At 44.7% G+C, this 21,424-nt stretch carries 19 protein-coding genes; 12 read left to right on the top strand and 7 right to left on the bottom strand.

All coding sequences use genetic code 11. The annotated features are described in order from the left end of the window. Positions 1-46: 46 nt before the first annotated feature. Positions 47-1,708 carry a hydroxylamine reductase gene (gene hcp, locus AB6E54_RS04000; RefSeq protein WP_017068651.1) on the bottom strand — a complete coding sequence of 554 codons (1,662 nt, stop codon included), beginning with the start codon at positions 1,706-1,708 and terminating at the stop codon, positions 47-49. 273 nt (positions 1,709-1,981) lie between these two features. Between hcp and AB6E54_RS04005 the strand changes: the two genes are divergently transcribed. Both AB6E54_RS04005 and AB6E54_RS04010 read left to right on the top strand, forming a co-directional pair. Further along, entirely contained in the window at positions 1,982-2,212 is a 231-nt protein-coding gene (locus AB6E54_RS04005) for a hypothetical protein (RefSeq protein WP_017061777.1), read from the top strand. 53 nt (positions 2,213-2,265) lie between these two features. Then, positions 2,266-3,429 carry a carboxylesterase gene (locus tag AB6E54_RS04010; RefSeq protein WP_017061778.1) on the top strand — a complete coding sequence of 388 codons (1,164 nt, stop codon included), beginning with the start codon at positions 2,266-2,268 and terminating at the stop codon, positions 3,427-3,429. A 393-nt stretch (positions 3,430-3,822) separates the two neighbouring features. Here AB6E54_RS04010 and AB6E54_RS04015 read toward each other — a convergent pair whose 3' ends face one another. From AB6E54_RS04015 to AB6E54_RS04025, 3 genes are all read right to left on the bottom strand, one after another. Then, the gene (locus tag AB6E54_RS04015; protein WP_017061779.1) at positions 3,823-4,437 is read right to left on the bottom strand and encodes a LysE family translocator; all 615 of its coding nucleotides are present in this window, start codon (positions 4,435-4,437) and stop codon (positions 3,823-3,825) included. A 127-nt stretch (positions 4,438-4,564) separates the two neighbouring features. Further along, a complete protein-coding gene (locus tag AB6E54_RS04020) occupies positions 4,565-5,485 on the bottom strand; it encodes a LysR family transcriptional regulator (protein ID WP_017061780.1) in 921 nt (306 codons plus the stop codon). Continuing rightward, positions 5,479-5,940, bottom strand: a complete 462-nt coding sequence (locus AB6E54_RS04025) for an Lrp/AsnC family transcriptional regulator (protein ID WP_017061781.1) — start codon at positions 5,938-5,940, stop codon at positions 5,479-5,481. Before AB6E54_RS04025 ends, AB6E54_RS04020 begins: the two co-directional genes overlap by 7 nt. Positions 5,941-6,194: 254 nt before the next feature. Between AB6E54_RS04025 and yjeH the strand changes: the two genes are divergently transcribed. Continuing rightward, the gene (yjeH, locus tag AB6E54_RS04030; RefSeq protein ID WP_102332006.1) at positions 6,195-7,466 is read left to right on the top strand and encodes an L-methionine/branched-chain amino acid transporter; all 1,272 of its coding nucleotides are present in this window, start codon (positions 6,195-6,197) and stop codon (positions 7,464-7,466) included. A gap of 46 nt (positions 7,467-7,512) precedes the next feature. Here the strand turns inward: yjeH and AB6E54_RS04035 are convergent, their stop codons facing one another. Further along, entirely contained in the window at positions 7,513-8,970 is a 1,458-nt protein-coding gene (locus AB6E54_RS04035; RefSeq protein WP_372103333.1) for a PLP-dependent aminotransferase family protein, read from the bottom strand. Positions 8,971-9,060: 90 nt separating this feature from the next. Here AB6E54_RS04035 and AB6E54_RS04040 point away from each other — a divergent pair, with 90 nt between their 5' ends. Beyond that, positions 9,061-9,720 (top strand): pyridoxamine 5'-phosphate oxidase family protein, encoded by a 660-nt coding sequence (locus AB6E54_RS04040; RefSeq protein ID WP_017061784.1) that lies wholly within the window; start codon positions 9,061-9,063, stop codon positions 9,718-9,720. An 82-nt stretch (positions 9,721-9,802) separates the two neighbouring features. After that, the gene (locus AB6E54_RS04045; protein WP_372107149.1) at positions 9,803-10,741 is read left to right on the top strand and encodes an urea transporter; all 939 of its coding nucleotides are present in this window, start codon (positions 9,803-9,805) and stop codon (positions 10,739-10,741) included. A 10-nt stretch (positions 10,742-10,751) separates the two neighbouring features. On the opposite strand, the gene AB6E54_RS04050 is transcribed toward AB6E54_RS04045, so the two are convergent. Beyond that, the gene (locus AB6E54_RS04050; RefSeq protein ID WP_017061786.1) at positions 10,752-11,759 is read right to left on the bottom strand and encodes an AraC family transcriptional regulator; all 1,008 of its coding nucleotides are present in this window, start codon (positions 11,757-11,759) and stop codon (positions 10,752-10,754) included. A gap of 133 nt (positions 11,760-11,892) precedes the next feature. Here AB6E54_RS04050 and AB6E54_RS04055 point away from each other — a divergent pair, with 133 nt between their 5' ends. The 6 genes from AB6E54_RS04055 (at position 11,893) to AB6E54_RS04080 (ending at position 18,711) form a co-directional block, all read left to right on the top strand. Continuing rightward, positions 11,893-12,243 (top strand): MFS transporter, encoded by a 351-nt coding sequence (locus AB6E54_RS04055; protein WP_017066493.1) that lies wholly within the window; start codon positions 11,893-11,895, stop codon positions 12,241-12,243. Continuing rightward, positions 12,237-13,460, top strand: coding sequence for an HlyD family secretion protein (locus tag AB6E54_RS04060; protein WP_017066494.1), 1,224 nt, complete (start codon positions 12,237-12,239; stop codon positions 13,458-13,460). The genes AB6E54_RS04055 and AB6E54_RS04060 overlap by 7 nt, the downstream gene beginning before the upstream one ends. Before the next feature lie 680 nt (positions 13,461-14,140). Next, positions 14,141-15,379, top strand: a complete 1,239-nt coding sequence (codB, locus tag AB6E54_RS04065; RefSeq protein WP_372107147.1) for a cytosine permease — start codon at positions 14,141-14,143, stop codon at positions 15,377-15,379. Positions 15,380-15,388: 9 nt separating this feature from the next. After that, complete coding sequence (locus AB6E54_RS04070; protein WP_372107145.1) at positions 15,389-16,666, top strand: cytosine deaminase; 1,278 nt, start codon at positions 15,389-15,391, stop codon at positions 16,664-16,666. 358 nt (positions 16,667-17,024) lie between these two features. After that, the gene (locus AB6E54_RS04075) at positions 17,025-17,237 is read left to right on the top strand and encodes a cold-shock protein (protein ID WP_004740083.1); all 213 of its coding nucleotides are present in this window, start codon (positions 17,025-17,027) and stop codon (positions 17,235-17,237) included. Between the two features lie 457 nt (positions 17,238-17,694). Beyond that, positions 17,695-18,711: a GGDEF domain-containing protein gene (locus tag AB6E54_RS04080; RefSeq protein WP_017060611.1), complete on the top strand. Its 1,017-nt coding sequence runs from the start codon at positions 17,695-17,697 to the stop codon at positions 18,709-18,711. 130 nt (positions 18,712-18,841) lie between these two features. Here the strand turns inward: AB6E54_RS04080 and AB6E54_RS04085 are convergent, their stop codons facing one another. After that, entirely contained in the window at positions 18,842-19,438 is a 597-nt protein-coding gene (locus AB6E54_RS04085; RefSeq protein WP_048608941.1) for a malate synthase, read from the bottom strand. 169 nt (positions 19,439-19,607) lie between these two features. On the opposite strand from AB6E54_RS04085, the gene AB6E54_RS04090 reads away from it, so the two are divergent. After that, the gene (locus AB6E54_RS04090) at positions 19,608-21,137 is read left to right on the top strand and encodes a DUF3612 domain-containing protein (RefSeq protein WP_372107143.1); all 1,530 of its coding nucleotides are present in this window, start codon (positions 19,608-19,610) and stop codon (positions 21,135-21,137) included. Positions 21,138-21,424 lie beyond the last annotated feature (287 nt).

Genomic DNA, 21,424 nt, shown 5'->3' on the forward strand with positions numbered 1-21,424 from the left:
ACGTTCCTAGAGAACAGCAACAACGGGGCTTGGGAGTGGGCTTAGATTAAGCCGCTAAGATTGTTTTAAGATCTTGCTCTGGCGTTGAGATAGAACGCATATCGAACTCGTCTTGAATAATCTTTAGTAGGTTTTCAGTTAGGAATGCAGGCGCTGTTGGGCCTGTGTAGATACCTTTCACACCCAGTGCGAACAGAGTAAGCAGGATAACGATCGCTTTTTGCTCGAACCAAGAAAGAACAAGTGTTAGTGGTAGTTCGTTGATGCCACAATCAAACTCTTGAGACAGCGCAAGAGCAAGCTGAATCGCTGAGTATGCATCGTTACATTGGCCAACATCGAGCAGACGTGGAATACCGTTAATGTCGCCGAATTGGTTTTTGTTGAAACGGAATTTACCACATGCCAATGTCAGGATTACTGAATCTTCTGGCGCTTGAGCTGTGAAATCTGTGTAGTAGCTACGTTCAGATTTGTCGCCGTCACAACCACCCACTAGGAAGAAGTGTTTGATGTTGCCTTCTTTCACTTGTTCAACAACCGCAGGCGCTGCTTCCATCAAGGCGTTACGACCAAAACCGACAGTGATCATTTGCTCGATCTCGTCATGCTTAAAGCCTTCTTGCGCAAGAGCACAATCGATCACTGCACTGAAATCGTCACCTTCAAGGTGAGCAACACCCGGCCAGCCTACGATGCTACGCGTAAATAGGCGGTCAGCGTACGAGCCCACATCTGGGTTAAGCAGACAATTAGATGTCATTACGATCGCACCTGGGAAGTTCGCAAATTCTTTTTGCTGGTTCTGCCAAGCGCTGCCGTAGTTACCCGCAAGGTGTGGGTACTTGTTTAGTTCAGGGTAGCCGTGTGCAGGTAGCATCTCACCGTTGGTGTAAACGTTAATGCCCTTGCCTTCCGTTTGTTGAAGGATCTTTTCTAGATCATGCAGGTCGTGACCAGAAACAAGGATACAGTGACCTCGCTTCGTCTTCACATTCACGGTTGTTGGTTGAGGGTGACCGAAGGTATCTGTCTCGCCTTTATCCAACATTTCCATGACCTTGTAGTTCATTAAGCCGATCTGCATAGACGTATCTAACAGTTGTTTTAGGTCTGATGGATCTGTACCTAGGAACGCCATGATTTCATGGTATTCAGCGAAAATAGCATTATCAGTTTGACCAAGAACACGTGCGTGCTCCATGTAAGCTGCTGCACCTTTTAGACCGTATAGGCAAAGAAGGCGAAGACCAATCACATCTTCGTGTTGAGAGTCGTGACCACGGTTTACCGCCGCTTGAGGGGCAAGCGCCAATAGCTCTGAAGAGTCCGTTGGAAGGTCGAATTGAGCAGCAGCAGAAAGCGCTGGGATCTCAAAACCAATCAATGTCGCTGCCGCGCGAACCTGTTGCTCTAAACGCTGCTTGAATTCATGGGACTGTTGTGCGAATTCGATGATACGAGCAGGGTCGAAGTTAACGTTGGTTAGTGTTGCGAAAAACGCTTTTGGCGCCCACTCGTCGATTTCAGTATCAATAACATCACACGCACGGCCCAAATTGGCCCAAAAAGAAACACCTTGAAGAGAATGCACCAACACGTCTTGAAGGTCGGATACTTCCGAAGTTTTACCACACATACCTTGTGCGAAAGAACAGCCTTTTACGGTTGGGGTTTGAATTGTTTGTTCACATTGAATACAGAACATATAAGGGCTCCAGTAATTTTTATTAACTGTAAGTACTTTGCTTACAGTGACTTATTCCAACCCCTATAGAGCATCAAGCGTGCCAACTTTTAACATATTGATTTTATTAAACTTAGTTTTATTCCATGTTTTTAGTGCGTGATTATGACTACATATAAACTCCCTAACAGCACACATCCGTGTCATAGTGACTCTCAGAGATTTATTAACGGCGTTCATGTTTCGTTCAGAATAGAAGCGATAAAGTAACAACATAGAAAAAGAGGAATGAATATGAAAAATATATTAGTTACGATTGTTGCATTGTTTACTGGCCTTTTGGCGTTATTCACAAGCTTGATCCTTGCTATTCCTTTAGCTATTGCAGCTTTAATTACTGGCAAGCGCATTCAGAATCAAATGAAGAAACAAGGTTTCGCAGCTCATATGAACACTCGTCAGTCATCAACCAATGATGCCGGTGTTATTGAAGGTGAATACGAAGACCTTTCAAGCAAAAAGTAACCTAAACTTTAGTTTCAGACATAGTGAAAGCACAACAGAGACAAGATTACATAATGCAAAGAAAGCCCCTCCTAGCACTGCTGGCCTTAACGACTTTAAGTCTCGTTGGTTGTTCCAACGAGACACCGATACCCGCTTACGAAACATCTCCAGACTTGCCTAGCTATCAGCAAGACAGCTTTGATGCCTACGTCAATGACACACAAGATTGGTTATTGAAAAACCGCGTGTTCATGACGGAAGACAAGCAACTCGAGATCCAACTCAATTCACCAACCGAGTATCAACCAACCTCGCCAAACGGCAAGGCGGTATTATTGGTTCATGGATTAGGCGACTCACCTTACTCATTTAAAGACATCGCTACCCATTTGGCAGAGCAAGGTTACTTAGTGAGAACCGTATTACTTCCGGGTCACGGCAGTCGTGTGGGTGATTTAATGCAGCCGAGCCTAGAAGATTGGCAAGGTGTGGTGGCTCATCATACGAAGTTACTTGAGCAAGAGTATGATTCTGTTTGGCTAGGCGGCTATTCAACCGGCGCGAACCTCGTGACTTCACAGGCGATGAACGATCCAAAGATCTCTGGGTTACTGCTGTTCTCACCTGCGTTTCAACCGAGCTCGTCTGCCGTTCAATACGCGGGACTAGCAAGCTACTTTGTCACTTGGGCGGATCAAGATCCTGAAGACAATGTGTTGCGTTACAACTCGTTGCCAATGAATGGTGCATCGGTTTACTACGAGACATCAGAAGTCGTACGTGGTGACTTACAAGATAAACACTTCGATAAACCAGTTTTTATTATGATGAGTGAAGGCGACAGCGTGATTGACACCAACTACGTTCAGCAAGCCTTTACTGAATCTATGCCGAATCCAAACAATGTGTTGGTTTGGCAAGGAGAGACGACTCTCGAGGATCCTCGCGCTGTTCAGTACAGCATGAAGATCCCAGAGCAACGCATCTCGAACGGCTCTCACATGGGCTTACTGTTCTCACCAAACAACCCTTATTACGGAATCAATGGTAGCGAGAAGATTTGCTCCAATGGTCAGGCAGAAGGGTTTGAAGAACAATGCAATGCAACCAGTGAGGTTTGGTACTCAGCTTGGGGCTATCGTGAAGAAGGGAAGAACCATGCGCGTTTGACCTACAACCCCTACTTCTCAGACTCGATGGCGAAGCTAGATGCCGTACTGAACTCTGAAGGCTAATAAGCTCAAGTCTTCCAAAAGCTAATCCAGAGAAATCAAAAAGGCTTACTAGATAACGTCTAGTGAGCCTTTTTTAATGAGTGTCGTTTCTGGTGAACGTCTAGGGTCTGTTGACCTTTAGAGCTGATTTTTGCAGCACTTTGTGGGAAATTTCTACAAGGCAGAGGCTTTGAAGTGTAGCTAGCCTACATGAGAAGCCGATAACGCAGTAGAAATGAACCACAAAGGCTGCCCGAAGGGTTCGACTAGAATCGTTTTATGCTTTGTTAAGAAGTATTAACTTAGAATGACTAGGCTACATACTCCTTGCCGCGCCTAAAACGATTCTATCTCGAACAAAATTTAACCACTAAAAGTTAACAGACCCTAGTTACTTATTCTTATCGTTTACTGCTATATCGTCCACACCACGCGAACAGCAAGCAGGATCAGCACCACGCCAGATAGTCGATCAATCAACTGAGCTTTCGAGCGAATACGTTCAACAATCAACGGGCTAGACAGTACCAAGGTGATAAAGGTGTACCAAAGGCCGTCGACAATCAGCGGCGTTGAGACAATAATCACTTGATTGGTCAGTTCATTACCTAGCGCTACAAATTGGCTAAACAGAGCGATGAAGAACAATGCGATCTTTGGGCTCAAGATAGAGATCAAGAAAGCCTCACGAGCAGACTGCATGTAACTCATCTTTTCACCCGCTTCTAATTTCGCGGCAACACCACCTTTCGAACGTAACGCATTAACGCCAAGATAAAGCAGATAAGCAGCCCCCGCTAAGCTAATACCTTTAAATAACATTGGGGATTGCTCAAGCACAACGGCTAAACCAACAATGGTTGCGAACGCATAAATACCGATACCAGCAGCGTGTGACCAAGCTGCGATAAGCCCGTTCATACGGCCACCAGCCAAACTGTGTTTAGCGATCATCGCCAAGCTTGGGCCCGGAGACATTGCACCCAACAAGCAAATCGCTAATAAAGAAAACCAAATTGTTACTGTCATCATTCCATTCCTAATAAAATAAAGCGTTCCAGCTGAACGCTCTACGCTTAATACTCAATACTTGGCACTTACCATAATTCGCAGGAGGTATTATTTGAAATCAAAGATTATCATCACACCTATGATTTCAAGTCATACTGATATTGTAACTCGACTTTTGCATGGCTTGGAATGCTTTTTCTCGCGCCCATTTGTGGGCAGAGTCGTTGTCATATTTAGGATGCCACATTAACCAATAGGTATGCATTTCCGTATCAAATGGCAACGAAAAGTAGGTAGTATCGAGGTGTCGACCTAGGTTATAGGCGATATGTTCTGGCACGATCATCAGATAGTCGTCTTGCAATAACACAGTACCAGCAGATGAAAAGAACGGAACCTGTAAAGCCACTCTTCGCTTCAGCCCTTGCTTCTTCAATGCTATGTCCGCGTAACTGTCTTTATCTCCACCACCCGTCACTTTGATGTGAGAGTAGTGAACAATATCTTCTGCACTCAAAACCGCTTGTTGAGCCAGCGGGTGCGACTTTCGCATCAAACACACCGACTTATCTTCACCAAGTTTGATACTTGAGACATGTTCTGGCTTTGTGGGAAACATACTGGAAGCCAAATGAATCCCAGACTCGTTCAGTGCTTCAAGGTAGTTTGGCTGCCACAATCGATAAGCCAAATTAATGTTCGGCGCTTCAGCAGACACCTCTGCCACAATCACAGGAAGAATATACTGAGCGACATAATCACTCGAAGACAACACCAATTCACCCTGCCAGTCTTGCGGCTCGAAGGGTTTATCATCTAACAGGTGGTCAAACTCGCCAAGCAGGTCGTCGAGTTTACCTTTGAGTAGCAATGCACGGTTGGTCGGCACCAGTTTGTTGCCGTCACGGACCAGCAAAGGGTCGCCACACAAATCACGTAACTGGCTGAGCTGACGGCTCACCGCGGATTGTGTGATATGCAAACGTTGGGCGGCACGGCTCACATGACACTCTTCAAGAAGTACATGCAGTGAACGCAGTAGGTTTAAGTTGATATTGCCTAACATGAATGCACCGTCGCATTCTGTTTGTTGAAAAACTCGGTCAAAACCGTATGAGTCATTAAGTGGCGAAGATCCGGGTAACTTTGCAGCTGATCGCGAACTCGGTTCAAGCTCTCCATGCTTTCCACTTCCACGTACAACATCATATCTGTCTCACCGCTAATAGAGTGGCACCATTGCACCTCATCAATACTCTGGATTTGTTTCGCGTAAGACTCACAACTATGGTCACTACTCGACATGTCGAACTTCAACAAGATATAAGCGCACACATTCTTCGTTTGGTTGGGTTCTGCCACTTGAGCGCAGTAGCCCGTAATCACTTTGTCGCTTTCCAGTTTCTTGATTCTGGCGTTCACCGCTGAGCGCGAGAGGCTGACATCTCGGGCGATATCGCTCACTGAGCATCGTGCATTGGTTTTGAGAATATCCAAAATCTGGCGATCAAATTTATCCATGCTTCTGATTCTTTTCATTTATTGTTCTATTTATAACGCCTAATTTGACACAACTTTCCTACTTATAACAGCCATTCTGACAGCCGACACTTTCACACTGAATCGGATTAATACCGTTAAAATGACGGTGTCTTACGACGTTTCGCTAGCTGTATTATTGATGTCAACAATGTATGCTCTCAATCATAACTTCTCACACACCAGAAGAAAGTTACTGGAAGACCGTGACCAGAATCAAATAGCTAGGAGAGCGAATGACACAACTCAAACAAGAAATCACGCTTATTTCAGGAATCGGACAACTCTCGACGACCTTGCTAGGCACTGGATTATTTATGATCCCTGCGATCGCAGCAGGCATTGCAGGACAGTTGTCTCTTCTCGCTTGGTTAATCCTGTTTATCGCTATTTGCCCGATTGCACTGACCTTCGCATCATTAGGAAAACGCTACCCGAATGCAGGTGGTACTGCCTATTTTGTGCGCCAGGCGTTTAGCGAGCGATTAGAAACAAGCGTGGCGTGGTTGTTTGTGAGTGTTATTCCTGTCGGTATTCCAGCGGCCATTGCACTGGCTGGTGGTTTTGCTCAACAATTGTTACCCGCACCTCTCGATACACCACTTGGTGCTCAATCCTTTACCGTCGCCCTGCTTATTGCCGTCAATTTGATGGGCAGTAAATCTTCTGGCCGACTGCAAACCGTGATCGCATTGTCGATTTTTGCCTTAGTCAGCGCTTTTGTTTGGAAAGCCGACATCACGGCAACCGATGTTGCTCTTCCTGCCATCTCATCCAATTCAATGTGGTCTATCGGCGCTGCTTTAGCTGTCATGTTTTGGTGCTTTGTCGGAATAGAAGCTTTTGCTCACATGGGAGAGGAATTCAAAAATCCACAACGTGACTTCCCAATCGCCATCATTGCAGGCTGTTTTGTTGCGGGGCTAGTGTACTGGGCTTGTTCAGTAGTGATTCTTAAGCTGGGTGCTTTCGGTTCATCTGAATTCGATGCCGCATCCATCCCTTGGGTAACAGAACAACTGTTTGGTAATGGCTTCAAAACCGTCATCAGCGTGCTGGGGTTCTTTGCTTGCTTTGCCAGCCTAAACCTTTACACACAAAGCCTGTCTCGGATGATCTGGGCTCAGGCCCGCCAACACAGCCCTGCAAGTCGAATGGCTCAACTGAACAGCCGCGGCGTACCGCTCTACCCAACGTTAGCAATTGGCTTTGTCGTGCTTATTTCGTGTGTGATTGGTGAGCTGTCTAATTTAGACCTTGAGTTCTTTCTCAAGCTCGCCAACGGTATTTTTGTTCTGGTTTATCTGCTCGCAATGTTAGCCGCTTGCCGATTACTAACAGGCGCATCTAGATACACTGCCGTGCTTTCATTGGTCATCTGTACCTTGGTGTTTATCTGTTTAAGTTGGTCGATGCTCTATGCTGTGACTGTTTTTGTGACATTGTCACTCCCTTGGCGGAAGTGGCTAGGTAAAGGTAAACCCACCGTCTCTATCGACAAGTTGTAACTCGATAAATGATGAATCGACAAGCTGTAAACGATACCTACCAATATCACTGATAAAAAAGCCGAGCGATCTGTTTGATCTTCGGCTTTATCTCAGCCAGACGGATATTTCCAAACCCTAGCACCGCCCCACTCCAATCACGAGCATCACTCGAACCGTACTCATAAAAATCAAACGGACGAATGATGATATTTTGAAGATCAGCTCGTCGGCTCCACTCATGTTCAGATATACCTTGATACCACTTCACGGTCACATGTAGCCCTGCCGCCTGACTGATCACTTCAAGATCACCGTTAAACTCGCTTTCAATCGCTTCTATCATCGCTTCATACTTGAGTTTGTATGACCGACGCATCTTTCTAATATGACGCAGCAAGTCGCCTTCTCGAACAAAATCCGCCAAAGCTTCCTGTGTGTGGGACGCCGTGTCTCCAGTGAGCGCGTCTTTGATCTCAAGACACTTCGCCACCAGACTTTCTGGCACCACTAAGTAACCTAAGCGGAGTCCGTTGAACATGACTTTACTCAGCGAACCAACATAAATGATTCGTTCATCAAACCCGAGTTTACCCGCTAAGCCTTGCATACTGGTGTAAGGGCGATGAGCAAACTGGAACTCACTGTCATAGTCATCTTCAATGATCCATGACTGATGTTGATTGGCCCAGTCGATCAGTTTAAGGCGTTGCTCAGTATTTAAAGTCGTGCCCATTGGGTATTGGTTACTCGGTGTGACATACAGAGCCTTAGCATTACTGGCCAACACTTTCTCAATATCCAACCCCACCTTTTCACGCACACTTACACCTTCTAACTCTAGTCTCAACAGATCGATAATTTTATGTACTTGTCGATAACCGGGTTCCTCCACGAGGATTTTGTCGCCCATCGCTAACGTTGCCATTAATCCGATTGAGATGGCTTGCTGCGCACCTGCGGTGATGATGATTCTGTCGGCATTACAATGAACGGAACGACTGCTTGCAAGATACCCACTCAACGCTTCCCTCAAGGCTGAGCTTCCCTGAACCTCTTGATTGCCCGCAATGTTCTGACGTGTAGAGTGACGTTGCAGCAACCTCTGCCATTTCGCAAAAGGGAACGCATCTAAGTCAGGAACTCCTGGGGCAAAGCTGCGGTTAATGTCGTTAGGTGTCGCTATGTTTGTACTCGGTTTACTGACTGTTTGTTTGACCTTCGGATCCTGAACACTGTTTGGCTTAGACAAACTTAGAAAGTGTTCTGGTTGTTCAACCGAGACATAAAACCCTGAGCCTTGCTTACTCTCGATATAGCCTTCAGTAACCAGTTGTTCGTACGCATAAATCACCGTATTTCGACTCACCGATAACTCGACAGCCAACTTACGTGTTGAAGGTAACTTACTGCCCTTGCTCCATAAATCTTGAACGATCTTCTCTCTTATCGCGTGGAACAAGGCGGTTTGACGCGTGCCGTGTTGTTCGTCTAACTGTAGATCACCGACATCGATAGGCTGCATAACTGGATCCAAATAGTGTTTAAAAGTGGCTCTATTTAATAGACCAGTTAATCGCTACATTAATCAAAAGGCAATGATTAAGGAGCGATTATGTTATCTAACACGAAAAGAACCACGATTAAAAAAGGGGCTCACAAAGCCGTATTTGAACAAGAGAAACTGCACCAAATTATTGATGAGAGCTTAATCGCACACATTGCATTGCAGGGCGAACAAGGACCAATGGTCATCCCGATGCTCGCGTGGCGAGTGGGTGATATAGTCTACATTCATGGAGCTAAAAACAGTCGCCTACTAAAAGGACTAAAAAAGGGAGAACCAACCTGTTTAACGTTCACCTTGTTCGATGGTTGGGTGCTGGCTCGTTCGGCATTTCATCATAGTGCGCATTATCGTTCTGCTGTGGTATTGGGGTCATTTTCAGTCATCGATGACAATCAAGAAAAGGATCGCTTGTTGAATATCTTTATTGAGCAAATCGCACCGGGCAGAACCGATGAAGTGAGGCTCAGTAATGAAAAAGAACTCACTGCGACCGAGTTGTTGGCGATACCTTTAACAGAAGCTTCCGTGAAGATTGGTAAACATGGAGTGAATGATGATAAAGCCGATATGGACATTCCAGTTTGGGCTGGCGTATTACCCTATAGAACTGTTGTTGGGCCGTTAGAAACCGTTCCAGAACAAGAAGGCATCATTGAAACACCAGATTACCAACAAGCTTATGGTGAACGCTGGTATCAGAATTAACACTCGAAGATGGTGAACTTGATAAAATTGTATACAATCTGAATTACAAAAATTTAACATGACTCAATAATGTAATCAGACGATGAAAACGAACAAGGATATTCTGCCGTTTCAAGGCTTGCTCAATGGCATTGGGCAAGTCTATTTCACACCGTCTATCATGACGTCGACTTTGCTGTTGCTTGCCATTTCTATTGAGTCACTGGCGCTGGCTTTTCTTACCTTACTTGGCGCCAGTTGCAGCTATGCATTAGCTTTCTATGGCTATATGTACACCAACACCAACACCAACACCAACACCAACAAGTCAGTTGACGACATTGATAGTGGAATGTACGCGCTAAATGGCGCTTTGATTGGTTTATTTATCGGTAACTTTTTTGGTGTGACACCATTATTGGCTTTAGTGACTGCGTTAGGTGCATTACTCACGGTGCCGATTGCCCACATCGTATTCAGTTTTGAGAAATATCGCGGTTACACTAGCGCCTTTATCCTCACCACTTGGCTGATTTATATTATCCAATCAACCTTTGAGCTGTCAGCGTTTTCTGCACCTGATTCCGCACTGATGCCACTCATCAGTATTGAGGCTAACTCGTGGTTCAACCTGCCGACAGTGGTGATCCCGTTGTTAAAAGGGATAAGCCAAGTCAGCTTCATCGAAAATGCGTTGTCGGGGCTCGTTATCTTAGTCGCCATCGCACTCAACAATATCAAGCATGCCATTTGGGTTATGCTCGCAGTAATAATTAGCACCGTATTTAGCGGGTTGATTGGCGCTTCTAACGAACTGGTAGCCCAAGGTCTTTACGGGTACAACGCCATTCTTGCCACTTTAGCACTTGTGCCCTATCCGCGAATCCGTTGGCCGTTAATCCTATTAGGCATGCTGTTAAGCTGTCTCATCACACTTGGTTTTCATGAACTGTCACTGTTACCACTCACCGCCCCTTTCATTTTGAGTACTTGGGGGATGGTTTACTTGTCCAGCCTGATCCATAAACGAACCATAAGTTAGCTCTGAATAGTTACAGGCCAGTTTTTAGGCGCTCAACATATTGCTTGGGTGTCAAACCTCGATGTTTCTTAAACATCCGATTAAAGCTCGCGACATTGGTATAGCCGAGCCTCGTCGCGACTTTATCTATTGGCACTGAATACATCAACAACTCCACCGCCACATTACTTAACGCATAGCCCATAATGGTAGAAAAGTTGATGCCTAAGTTATGCAATCGACGTTGAAATTGCTGTTCAGATAACCCAAGCAAACTCGACACTTTATGCAGTGTTGGCAGGCCGAAATGGCGACTGTAATTGATCATCTCATAGGTCACCTTATGCTCATCCGCGGCATCAGGCATGTTGAGGTAATTATCTAAGTCATGAAAGTTCATTGCCAAGCTCATCTTGCCGCTAGAAGGGGCTTGATTGCTCGATAACCTCGACTGGCTTGGTATCCAGATTTCAGTTCGTGGCTGGCCCCACTGAATATTGCACCCAAAATACTCTTGATAGAGTTGAGTGTTCTCGCGATAACCTGCGATAGAGACGGCTGCGGGAGTAAAGTCGTCTCCCAAGTAACGCCTTAATATCTTCATCATAAAGATGGCAACTCGAATTGAGTCATGAACTTTACCCACCTCAGTATAAGCAGGATTGTCGTAGCACCATTTGATGAAATTACCGACTTGAGCGCCATATAGAAAAGCCCCGGACTGCAAACAGTGCAACCCGATGTTAACTCGGCGTATAGACGACGCCAGATCGTGCCCCGAGAAAAACCAGTTAGAGAGAGGACCTAGCCTTTCAATATCCACTCTATCAGCCAGCTTCAAGATAATATCGGAATCACCGGTTTGTTGTTCAAGTAAGCCATACCATTTGTCCACTTCACTTACGGGGATAAGGTTCATCGGGTTATTAAACACCGATTTAGGAATACCTAATTGCTCAGTATTCACAGCCTTATTAGTCGTTGCGTATTGGTAAATACCCAAAATACCCAATGCTCTTAAGAAGTTACAATTGTTCATTAGCCACCATACTTAGAAGTCACTATTACAGATCAAATCATAATGACATCATTATTAAAGTAATTGGTAAATTATCAACTTCTAAATCTGATATCAATAACACTCGGTGCTCAATTTAACCTAGGGTATATCAATGAGTTTAGTTAGTGTCCCATTTGTCGGAACCGGCGCAGATACCGCACTACACGTAGTTGCAGGCGTAGTGTTAGTCGCAACCATCGCTGCTGCATGTTACGGCTTCTGGCGTGTGCATGAATTACCAATCAACAAGGCTCACAGTAAAGAGCATCAACAACTCGGTTTGATCACCGCATTAACATGGATTGGTTTTGTATGGCACTGGGTATGGGTACTAGCAGTAATTTTGGCCTTCGTTGATATGGAAAAAGCCATCATCAATCTAAGAGACACATGGAAGTCACCGACCACAACCAAGGAGCAAACAACTTCCGACAAGCAAGATGAGGAGAGCCAAACATGTTAGAAGGCTTGGCAATTTGGGCACTGTTCATTTACTTACTCAGACTTGTTGGTATGCCTTGGAACAAAGGCACCAAGGCGTTTGCGTACCTAGGGGGTACATCTTGGTTGCTGTTTGTATGGGTTGGCCTACTCAATTTTACTCCGATGGATCTATCGGGAGGCTCAGTGGTTCAGTCTCCACATATTCAGCTGCGTCCCGATTCAACTAATGTGTCGGGAAAAACTTCCAAAGTCCACATCGACCCAAACCAGGATGTGACTGAAGGACAGCTAATTTACGAAATTGATGACACTAAATATGTCATCGCAAGAGACAAAGCCAGCGTTCAACTTGAGTCTGCAGAGGTCGCTTTAGACACAGCTCGTCAAGAAGTGAGCATTGCAAAAGTCAGCTATCAATCGGCGCTTGAAGACATCAAAGCTTCAGTCGCACAAATAGATTCGGCTAAAACAGACTTAGTACTGCAGTCAAAGACGCTTGATCGTTACCAGAAGCAAAACAAAGTGGTAGAACATACGATCACTGAAACTGACATCGACCAACAAACAGCAAAGGTAGACTTAGCGACGTATAACGTTACGACATTGGAATCCCAGCTTAGCAAGAAAGAAGTCGATGCCGAGAATGCGAAGTTGAACATCCACAAAGCTGAAACCAATGTGAGCAAGAAGCAAACTGAGGTCGATTCAGCAAAGGCAACACTGGCACAAGCACAATGGGACTTGAACAGCACCAAAGTCACGGCACCGACTGACGGCTTTGTAACGAACTTTATTCTTCGTGAAGGTCAGCGTGTTTCAATGATGCCTCGTATCCAGATGTATACCGAAGAGAAGTACGTGCTGATGCGAGTTAACCACCAAGCGATTCGTAATATTAAGGTCGGTCAACCTGCGGAATTTGCGACAGCGGTATACCCAGGAAAAGTGTTCTCTGCAACCGTAGAAGGCATTGTAGAAGCCACTGGTGAAGCGCAAGCAAGTTTGCTGGGTATCGATGAGCAGGTTCGTGTTACCACAGGCAAAAACCTTCAGAACAAGCACCACTTTGTTCGTTTAAAAATTGATGAGGCAGAGGGTTACGATATTCCTGTTGGCTCTGTCGGATTAGCGTGGGTAAGCGGTGAGAAGCCTATCAGCTTTATGGCGTTCCTAGACGTAATACGCGGGATCATCATTAGAATGAAGTCTCAACTGTACTTCTTCTACTCCATCTAATACTTCCTATTGGTGAAACAATACCCAAGCCCGTGCGCTCTTAGATCGCACGGGCTTTTTGTTTATTTCACCATTCGTCGCCAGAAAGAACACAAACCCGAAAAACGAATAAACACTCTAAAGTTGCAAATCGCAATTGCATTTTGCAATTGGGCATTTCAAAAACGCAAATTAAACGCTCAAATACGCACCAGATTGCTATAAAACTGCCGTTTTACGTGGTTTTAAAAGTTGGCACACTAACTGCAATGTATATATTGACCCTTCTTAAGCCGAGGGTCACCTAGCCAACTGACGTTGTTAGTGAACCTATTCTTGTTCACAAAATATATAGGCCAATTGCGATTATTGCGATTGGCTATTTTTTTGCCTGCAGTTTGGCCAACCGCCCTCTTTTTCGATACAGACACCCATTCAGACGTATAATAATAAGCATTCATAGCCAACCAAGAACAGCAGATAACCAACGCATTATAGAAAACGTTTTCTATTTGTTTTTTTTAAATAAAGACAGAAAATAACCCTATGTTTTACAAGACAATTACTGCAATAACTGGTTTTTATGGGCAATTATTGACAAAATTAGCATTGACTATGTGATTTATATCACCATAATGCGCAAGTTTGCCTGCAATACGGCGACCGTTAATTTTAATTTTGATCATTTGCGGAGGTAAAAAATGGCTGCTGATAATAACTACAGTCTAGGGCCGGTTCCTACATCGGCTAGGAAAGGAGTCGCTTCACTCACCATGGTAATGCTTGGACTCACTTTCTTCTCTGCAAGTATGTGGACAGGTGGTTCACTCGGGACAGGTCTTTCATTCAACGATTTCTTCCTCGCCGTTCTCATCGGTAACCTAATCCTCGGTATTTACACTTCTTTTCTTGGCTACATCGGCTCATCTACTGGCCTCTCTACCCACCTCCTTGCTCGTTTCTCTTTCGGTACTAAAGGCTCATGGCTTCCTTCTGCTTTACTTGGTGGTACACAAGTCGGTTGGTTTGGTGTGGGTGTTGCGATGTTTGCTATTCCAGTACAAAAAGCAACGGGCATTGATACCAACACCTTGATTATCGTATCTGGCTTATTGATGACGGGTACAGTGTACTTCGGCATTCAAGCGCTAATGGTGCTTTCAGCGATTGCAGTGCCTGCGATTGCGATTCTGGGTGGTTACTCAGTACTGACTGCGGTAGACAGTGTTGGTGGACTAGAGCAATTGCAACTTATTAAACCAGAGACGCCAATGGACTTTTCAATGGCTCTTGCAATGGTTGTAGGTTCGTTCGTAAGTGCGGGTACGTTAACGGCCGATTTCGTTCGCTTTGGTAAAAAGCCAGCAAGCGCAGTATTAATTACTATGGTTGCGTTCTTCATCGGTAACTCGCTGATGTTTATCTTCGGCGCAGCAGGAGCAGCAGCAACCGGTCAGGCTGATATTTCAGATGTGATGGTCGCGCAAGGTCTGCTGCTTCCAGCCATCATCGTGCTTGGCTTGAATATCTGGACAACCAATGAAAATGCACTTTATGCATCCGGTTTGGGTTTATCTAACATCACTGGTCGCTCAAGTACTACAATGTCAATCATTAACGGCATTATCGGTACGATTTTCGCACTTTGGTTATACAACAACTTCGTTGGTTGGTTAACCTTCCTTTCGCTGGCGATTCCACCAATTGGTGGCGTAATCATCGCCGACTTCTTCGCGAACCGTAAACGTTACAAAGATTTTGCAAATGCAGAGTTCCAAACCGTTAACTGGGCTGGCATTATCGCGGTAGCAACAGGCGTAGCCGCTGGTCACTTCCTACCTGGCGTTGTTCCTTTGAACGCAGTGTTAGGTGGTGCAATCAGTTACCTCGTGCTTAATCCTCTATTGAACAAAAAAGCTCTGAAATCTCAGGCCGCTTAAGGACACACTATGACAACCTTATTAATCAAGAACGCGAAACTTCAAGACCAAGAAGGCTTGAAACAGATTCTGATTGAAAATGGTCAATTTTCTCGCATTCTCGATAATGGCGCGCAAATCAATCATCAAGGCGACATCCTTGATGCTGAAGGTGGCATTGCAGTTACTCCTTTCTGTGAACCGCACATCCACCTAGATACTACTCAAACTGCTGGTGAGCCTAACTGGAACATCTCTGGCACTTTGTTTGAAGGTATTGAGCGTTGGGCTGAGCGCAAAGAACTGCTATCAATCGAAGACGTAAAGTCTCGTGCCAAGCAAACACTGAAATGGCAGATAGCTAACGGTGTTCAACACGTTCGTACACACGTTGATGTGTCTGACCCAACACTCGTTGCGTTAAGAGCGATGGTTGAAGTTCGTGAAGAGATGAAAGAGTGGGTCGACATCCAGATCGTTGCATTCCCTCAAGAAGGTATTCTTTCATACCCTAACGGCAAAGAGTTGCTTGAAGAAGCAGTGAAGATCGGCGCTGACGTTATCGGTGCTATCCCTCACTTCGAATTCACTCGTGAATACGGGGTTGAATCTTTGCATTATGTGTTCGAGCTTGCACGCAAGTACGACTGTCTGATCGACGTTCACTGTGATGAAATCGACGACGAACAGTCTCGCTTTGTGGAAACATTAGCAGCCCTTGCTCATAAGTTTGAAATGGGCGAGAAAGTAACTGCTAGCCACACCACTGCAATGGGTTCGTACAACAGTGCTTACACATCTCGCCTGTTCCGTCTATTGAAGATGTCAGGTATCAACTTCGTGGCAAACCCGCTAGTGAACATTCACTTACAGGGCCGTTTCGACGATTACCCGAAACGCCGCGGTGTAACGCGCGTTAAAGAGATGCTAGCAGCAGACATCAACGTTTGTTTTGGCCACGATGATGTGTTTGACCCATGGTACCCACTGGGCACAGCGAACATGCTTCAAGTTCTGCACATGGGACTGCATGTAACACAGGTTATGGGCTACGACCAAATCAACAACTCACTTGATTTGATCAGCAAGAACTCTGCTCGCACATTGAACATTCAAGACAACTTCGGTATCGAAGAAGGTAAGCCAGGTAGCTTGCTGATTCTTCCTGCTGACAATGGCTTTGATGCAGTACGCCGCCAAGTACCAGTGAAGTACTCAATACGCCACGGTAAGGTGATTGCAGAGACTCAACCAGCGAAAACAAAAATAAATTTAGATCAAACTGAAGATATCAACTTTAAGCGTTAATATCGTCTATACTAATGATCAAAAGGAAGCTGAGATGCTTCCTTTTGTTGTGTTGGACGAAGCGACAAAACTATCACTAAATCAGTGTAAATCTTGTACATTCGCACGGTATGACAAAAAAAGCACAAATTTCTTAAGCAATGCGTGTACATCTCAAAAGACTGTGTTAACATGCTCTCGCTCTGTTAGCCGGAGTTATTTAAGTTAGATGAATAGTAAAAAATTGACATGTAAAATCGTTACCCGTTTTTGTAAGTAGTTTTTCCTTATTTCTTAGCAATATTAAATAATTCAATTATCAGCGCATTGCATTAAATGCAATCAACAACTTAGAAAATTTATGAATAAGGGACAAATTATGTCTAACACAAATACTGGCACTGTAAAATGGTTTAACGAAGAGAAAGGTTTCGGTTTCATTTCTCAAGACAACGGCGGCGCTGACGTATTCGTACACTTCCGTGCAATCGTTTCTGAAGGCTTCAAAACTCTGAAAGAAGGCCAAAAGGTTTCTTTCGAAGTTGAAAATGGTCAAAAAGGCCTACAAGCAGCAAACGTTGTTGCTCAATAATTAGCTCTTATAGCTAAAACGAATTTTAAAGCGCTGATTTTTATCGGCGCTTTTTTATGCCTGCTTATAAACATTTCCCCTCTCGATACAGGCTTTCCCCCGTAAACTCTGAACAAATGCAAATCACCAGCCAAGCGTCCTCAACCTAGACTTTCTCAATTAAAGCTCAACGATCAATTTACGTCACTTTTTGTATGCACTTCCCTAGACAACACTTAATTCTCAGTAATCTTTTGATACTAACTCACGCTACACCGAAAGTTTGATAAGCCCAAATATGGTTAAAGAACAATCCATTAGATTACGCTTATGAATACGCAATCGATATTCATAATAAAAATGAGTTATTTATCCAACCCTCATCCACTAATCATATAATTTTTAAAGCAAAGACCTTCGAAATCCGCTAACCTTGTTCGCAAGTGGCTTAGTTGTTTTGGTATCTGCAGTAAAAATAATGAACAAAGACGAATTTCAGAAATCCACCGCAAATCTAAAAAAAGCGGTGCCTCTTATGATGAAGAACAGGGTGTCAACGACACCTGCAAATTACGCACTTTGGTACACCTATGTCGATAACGCTATTCCCCAGCTGACTCAAGACATGGATGGTGTTTTAGAACACTACGGTATTTGTCCTCCTGCCGTTGGTGAGCAGCTATACAACAATTATGTTGCCAGCAAATCCGAAACCAATATCAATGACCTTCGCGCTAATTTGGAACTGTTAGTTTCTGAAGTTTCCAATTCAATGAATGACACCCTGACCGACACCTCCGCTTTTTCTGACATGATCGATAAAAGCTTCGAGGACTTGGCTCGTGTTGATAATGAAAGCCTATCTATTGATGAAGTCATGTCCTTAGTTCGACAGCTGGTGTCTGAATCCCGTCATATTCGTCACTCTACTCAGTTTTTAAACTCTCAGCTAAACTCTGCAACCTCAGAGATCACCAAGCTAAAAACCCAGTTAGTAGAAGTTCAGAAAGATGCGCTTTTCGATAGTACAACCACACTCTATAACCGTCGCTCTTTCGACCGTGACATAGAAACCCTGTGTGAAGCACAACAATCTTTGTGTCTGATTCTTCTCGATATCGACCACTTTAAAAATTTCAACGACACCTATGGCCACTTGTTTGGCGATATGGTGCTTAAAGCGATCGCTCGCAAGCTGAAGTTAAGTTGCCGTGAAGGTATTTCTGCCTATCGATTTGGTGGTGAAGAGTTCGCGCTGATTGTGCCTAACAAGTCTTTGCGTATTGCTCGTCAACTCGCTGATACCAATCGTCGCTCTCTAGAAAAGCTGTCGATTAAAGATCGCCGCAGTGGTCAACAAGTCGGCAGTATCACTGCATCGTTTGGTGTCGCTGAACTTGAACCCGGCGAATCAGCTCAATCGCTGATTGAACGTGCTGATAAGCTACTTTATGAAGCGAAATCACTTGGCCGTAACCGAGTCATGCCTTTGTAAAACACACCAACAATGCTCTTATCGACATATTAGTCGGCTCGTATTGAGACTAGAAAGCCCCAAAGTTCATTATCTTCGGGGCTTTTTTTCTTTAGTTGTATAAATTACTTTAGCTAACTAGGATTCACCGTTAGATCTGGAAGCAATAATTCAAGCAGTAGTCTTCACCACTCTTTGCTCTGAACTCTTTATCTTCACTGCATGCCTTTGGTTTACCCTTTGCGTCACCTTGAATCAAACTGATCCAGTGGCGCATCGCTGCAATGGTCTCTTCACGCATTGTGGTTGTTGCTTCCATTGGTGATTGGCCAAACGTGGTGCATGATTCCAACTGAATATCATCAATTTCTACTAGCTCAATACAACCTGTCCCTTTGTGGCAACCAAACATCACCTCTAGGTGGCTGCCACTGCCATCTCGGAACAAGATAGAGTCTGGGTCGTTCTTCTCACCCATGTAAGCGACAAACTGCTTAGGGTGCTTCAGACCACTGTGCTGACCATCTTTAAAGTAAGCCATAATATGACGGTAATCGACTACGTAGCTGGTTACGTCTTGGTGTGAGCCATTCTCTAGTGGGAATAGTCGATCAAGCAGCTGCTTTGCTTTCACTTGCTTTTCAGTTTGCTGATTAGCACTGATTGTCTCCACGGCAAAGACAGCTTCAGCGATAAATGGCTTTGATTGTTTTTGGATTTCTGTTTTATCGAATGTAAGCATATTCATAGTCTTTCCCTCTTGACCAGTCCGGTGATAACCACCGATTTCTACAGCAAAAATGTGTCCTAGAGCAATTATTCCAAACTAACGTTTAATTTATTTGTCATTTTGTGAATTGCTTAGTTTGTAGATTAGCGCTTTTTTACATACAATTTCACAACAAAAATTTTACAATGTGAATTTTACAAATATGCCCTTGTCAAAAAGTTTAGTTCGTCAGTCACATTTCCTAGGTACGAAGATACGTAACCTAAGAAAACGTAACCATTTAACGATGGAAGACCTGTCTGCGCGTTGTATTAGAATCGACCCAGAATGTGCCCCTTCCGTTTCTTACCTTTCAATGATTGAACGTGGAAAGCGGGTTCCGAGCATCGATATGCTGGAAGTGATTGCACAGGTCTTTCAGAAGAATCCGACGTGGTTCCTCGACGACGAATCTGAACAACAAGCCATTGCTCCTGATAAGGGGAATCGTGGTGGGATAAGTGGCATGGCGCTCGAGCCGAGCTTCCTATTCTCAAACGACATCCTGCAAATTGCGATTCCTGAGATGCTGTCACAAACGGGCATTTCAGGCCGCCAGTTTGCGCACCTCTTGATTCGAGCACACCAAGAGAGCAACCAGAACCACTTCCCTGACCTTGAGCGCGCTGCGGAAGAAGTAGGCTTAAAACGTCTTAACCTCAGCGTAGAAGACCTGATAGACATCGCTAGAAGCCTAGGAATCAACATCCGCTGGGTGACGCGCACGCCGCAAGACGTCGTCGATGAGCTCGGAATTAACGCTAAGCAGTTAGTGACCTCCTTCTTTGAGCCTCCCGGTACTATCTTCTTAAACGAGATTCTTAAAGAGTATCCAACTCGTCTGAAATACGACCTTTCGGTTTATATCGGTCATTGCATTCTGCACAGCAAAGAAGGCCTAAAGAGTGTGTTGTCGGTCGGTAACAACAACACGTGGGACGACAACCAGGTATCAGGCTCTTCACAGCTCAACTCCCAAGATATTCTTCAAGCATGGCGAGACTTTGAATCCAGCTTCTTTGCTGGCGCACTTTTGTGCCCGAAAGTCCCGTTTAGGCAGCTACTTGACCGCACTGGTTACGAAATCGACGTTCACAAAAGAGCAGGGGTTTCCCCCTCTGTTGCGATGCGTCGAATGACTGTAGTATCGCCCTACCCTCACTGGCACTACTTTGATGCTTATGGGCCGGGGAAACTCAAGGCGGTATATCGCGGGAACGGGATTCCGCTACCTTGGGGAAATATGAGAACGGTCGCTGACCCATGTCAACATTGGGCTGTGTTCCGTCGATTATCAGAACCTCGAGCGGGAAGCTCGGCTCAAATCTCCATTTTGAACGTGGGTGATGAGCCAAGAATCTACTGCTGTGAATCCATCAATATGACTGATCCTGCGGGTAACAATCGTGTGTTGTGTGCTGGTATAGATCTCAACCCTGCAATTGATGCTCAAGGCGGTAATTCAAGAGACATAGCAGAGCAGCTTAAAGCGTCATGCGTTAACAATGGTGGCTCTGTGGCAATTCCGCGTAACATCAAAAAAGATCTCACGACAATAGCCAAGATTCTAAATATAAATTGGATTGAACGTGGGATTGAGACAGAGGCGAGGCTTATCTGCTCCAGAGGTGGAGAATGCCCACGCCAACCAAGCTGTTACTCTAAGTGTGGTGAGTAAAAAAGTAATAACAAAAAATAGAACCTAAATTTCAGGCAAAAAAAAACCAATCACAATAAGGGTGATTGGTCATATATTTTGTGTGAACAAAAAAGGTTCACTAACAACGTCAGTTGGCTAGGTGACCCTCGGCTTAAGAAGGGTCACCATTACTAATGCAGCATGCGTGCCAACTTTTAAAACACGTATTTACTACGCATCTGGACACGTATCGGCCGGATATCCTTGTTTGTTTTGCAAACTGGAATTGCAAATTGCAAAATTCAACAAAAACGCTAGTGATTATG

The sequence above is a fragment of the Vibrio sp. 10N.247.311.49 genome (assembly GCF_041467655.1).
GTDB classification, from domain to species: Bacteria; Pseudomonadota; Gammaproteobacteria; order Enterobacterales; family Vibrionaceae; genus Vibrio; species Vibrio crassostreae_C.

Bases quoted from the DNA above. Each gene is read 5' to 3' on its own strand.
- AB6E54_RS04005 (WP_017061777.1), top strand. From the start codon at position 1,982: ATGAAAAATATATTAGTTACGATTGTTGCATTGTTTACTGGCCTTTTG.
- AB6E54_RS04010 (WP_017061778.1), top strand. From the start codon at position 2,266: ATGCAAAGAAAGCCCCTCCTAGCACTGCTGGCCTTAACGACTTTAAGT.
- AB6E54_RS04080 (WP_017060611.1), top strand. From the start codon at position 17,695: ATGAACAAAGACGAATTTCAGAAATCCACCGCAAATCTAAAAAAAGCG.
- AB6E54_RS04085 (WP_048608941.1), bottom strand. From the start codon at position 19,438: ATGAATATGCTTACATTCGATAAAACAGAAATCCAAAAACAATCAAAG.
- AB6E54_RS04025 (WP_017061781.1), bottom strand. From the start codon at position 5,940: ATGGATAAATTTGATCGCCAGATTTTGGATATTCTCAAAACCAATGCA.
- AB6E54_RS04015 (WP_017061779.1), bottom strand. From the start codon at position 4,437: ATGACAGTAACAATTTGGTTTTCTTTATTAGCGATTTGCTTGTTGGGT.
- AB6E54_RS04035 (WP_372103333.1), bottom strand. From the start codon at position 8,970: ATGCAGCCTATCGATGTCGGTGATCTACAGTTAGACGAACAACACGGC.
- hcp (WP_017068651.1), bottom strand. From the start codon at position 1,708: ATGTTCTGTATTCAATGTGAACAAACAATTCAAACCCCAACCGTAAAA.
- AB6E54_RS04020 (WP_017061780.1), bottom strand. From the start codon at position 5,485: ATGTTAGGCAATATCAACTTAAACCTACTGCGTTCACTGCATGTACTT.
- codB (WP_372107147.1), top strand. From the start codon at position 14,141: ATGGCTGCTGATAATAACTACAGTCTAGGGCCGGTTCCTACATCGGCT.
- AB6E54_RS04055 (WP_017066493.1), top strand. From the start codon at position 11,893: ATGAGTTTAGTTAGTGTCCCATTTGTCGGAACCGGCGCAGATACCGCA.
- yjeH (WP_102332006.1), top strand. From the start codon at position 6,195: ATGACACAACTCAAACAAGAAATCACGCTTATTTCAGGAATCGGACAA.
- AB6E54_RS04045 (WP_372107149.1), top strand. From the start codon at position 9,803: ATGAAAACGAACAAGGATATTCTGCCGTTTCAAGGCTTGCTCAATGGC.
- AB6E54_RS04070 (WP_372107145.1), top strand. From the start codon at position 15,389: ATGACAACCTTATTAATCAAGAACGCGAAACTTCAAGACCAAGAAGGC.
- AB6E54_RS04050 (WP_017061786.1), bottom strand. From the start codon at position 11,759: ATGAACAATTGTAACTTCTTAAGAGCATTGGGTATTTTGGGTATTTAC.
- AB6E54_RS04060 (WP_017066494.1), top strand. From the start codon at position 12,237: ATGTTAGAAGGCTTGGCAATTTGGGCACTGTTCATTTACTTACTCAGA.
- AB6E54_RS04075 (WP_004740083.1), top strand. From the start codon at position 17,025: ATGTCTAACACAAATACTGGCACTGTAAAATGGTTTAACGAAGAGAAA.
- AB6E54_RS04040 (WP_017061784.1), top strand. From the start codon at position 9,061: ATGTTATCTAACACGAAAAGAACCACGATTAAAAAAGGGGCTCACAAA.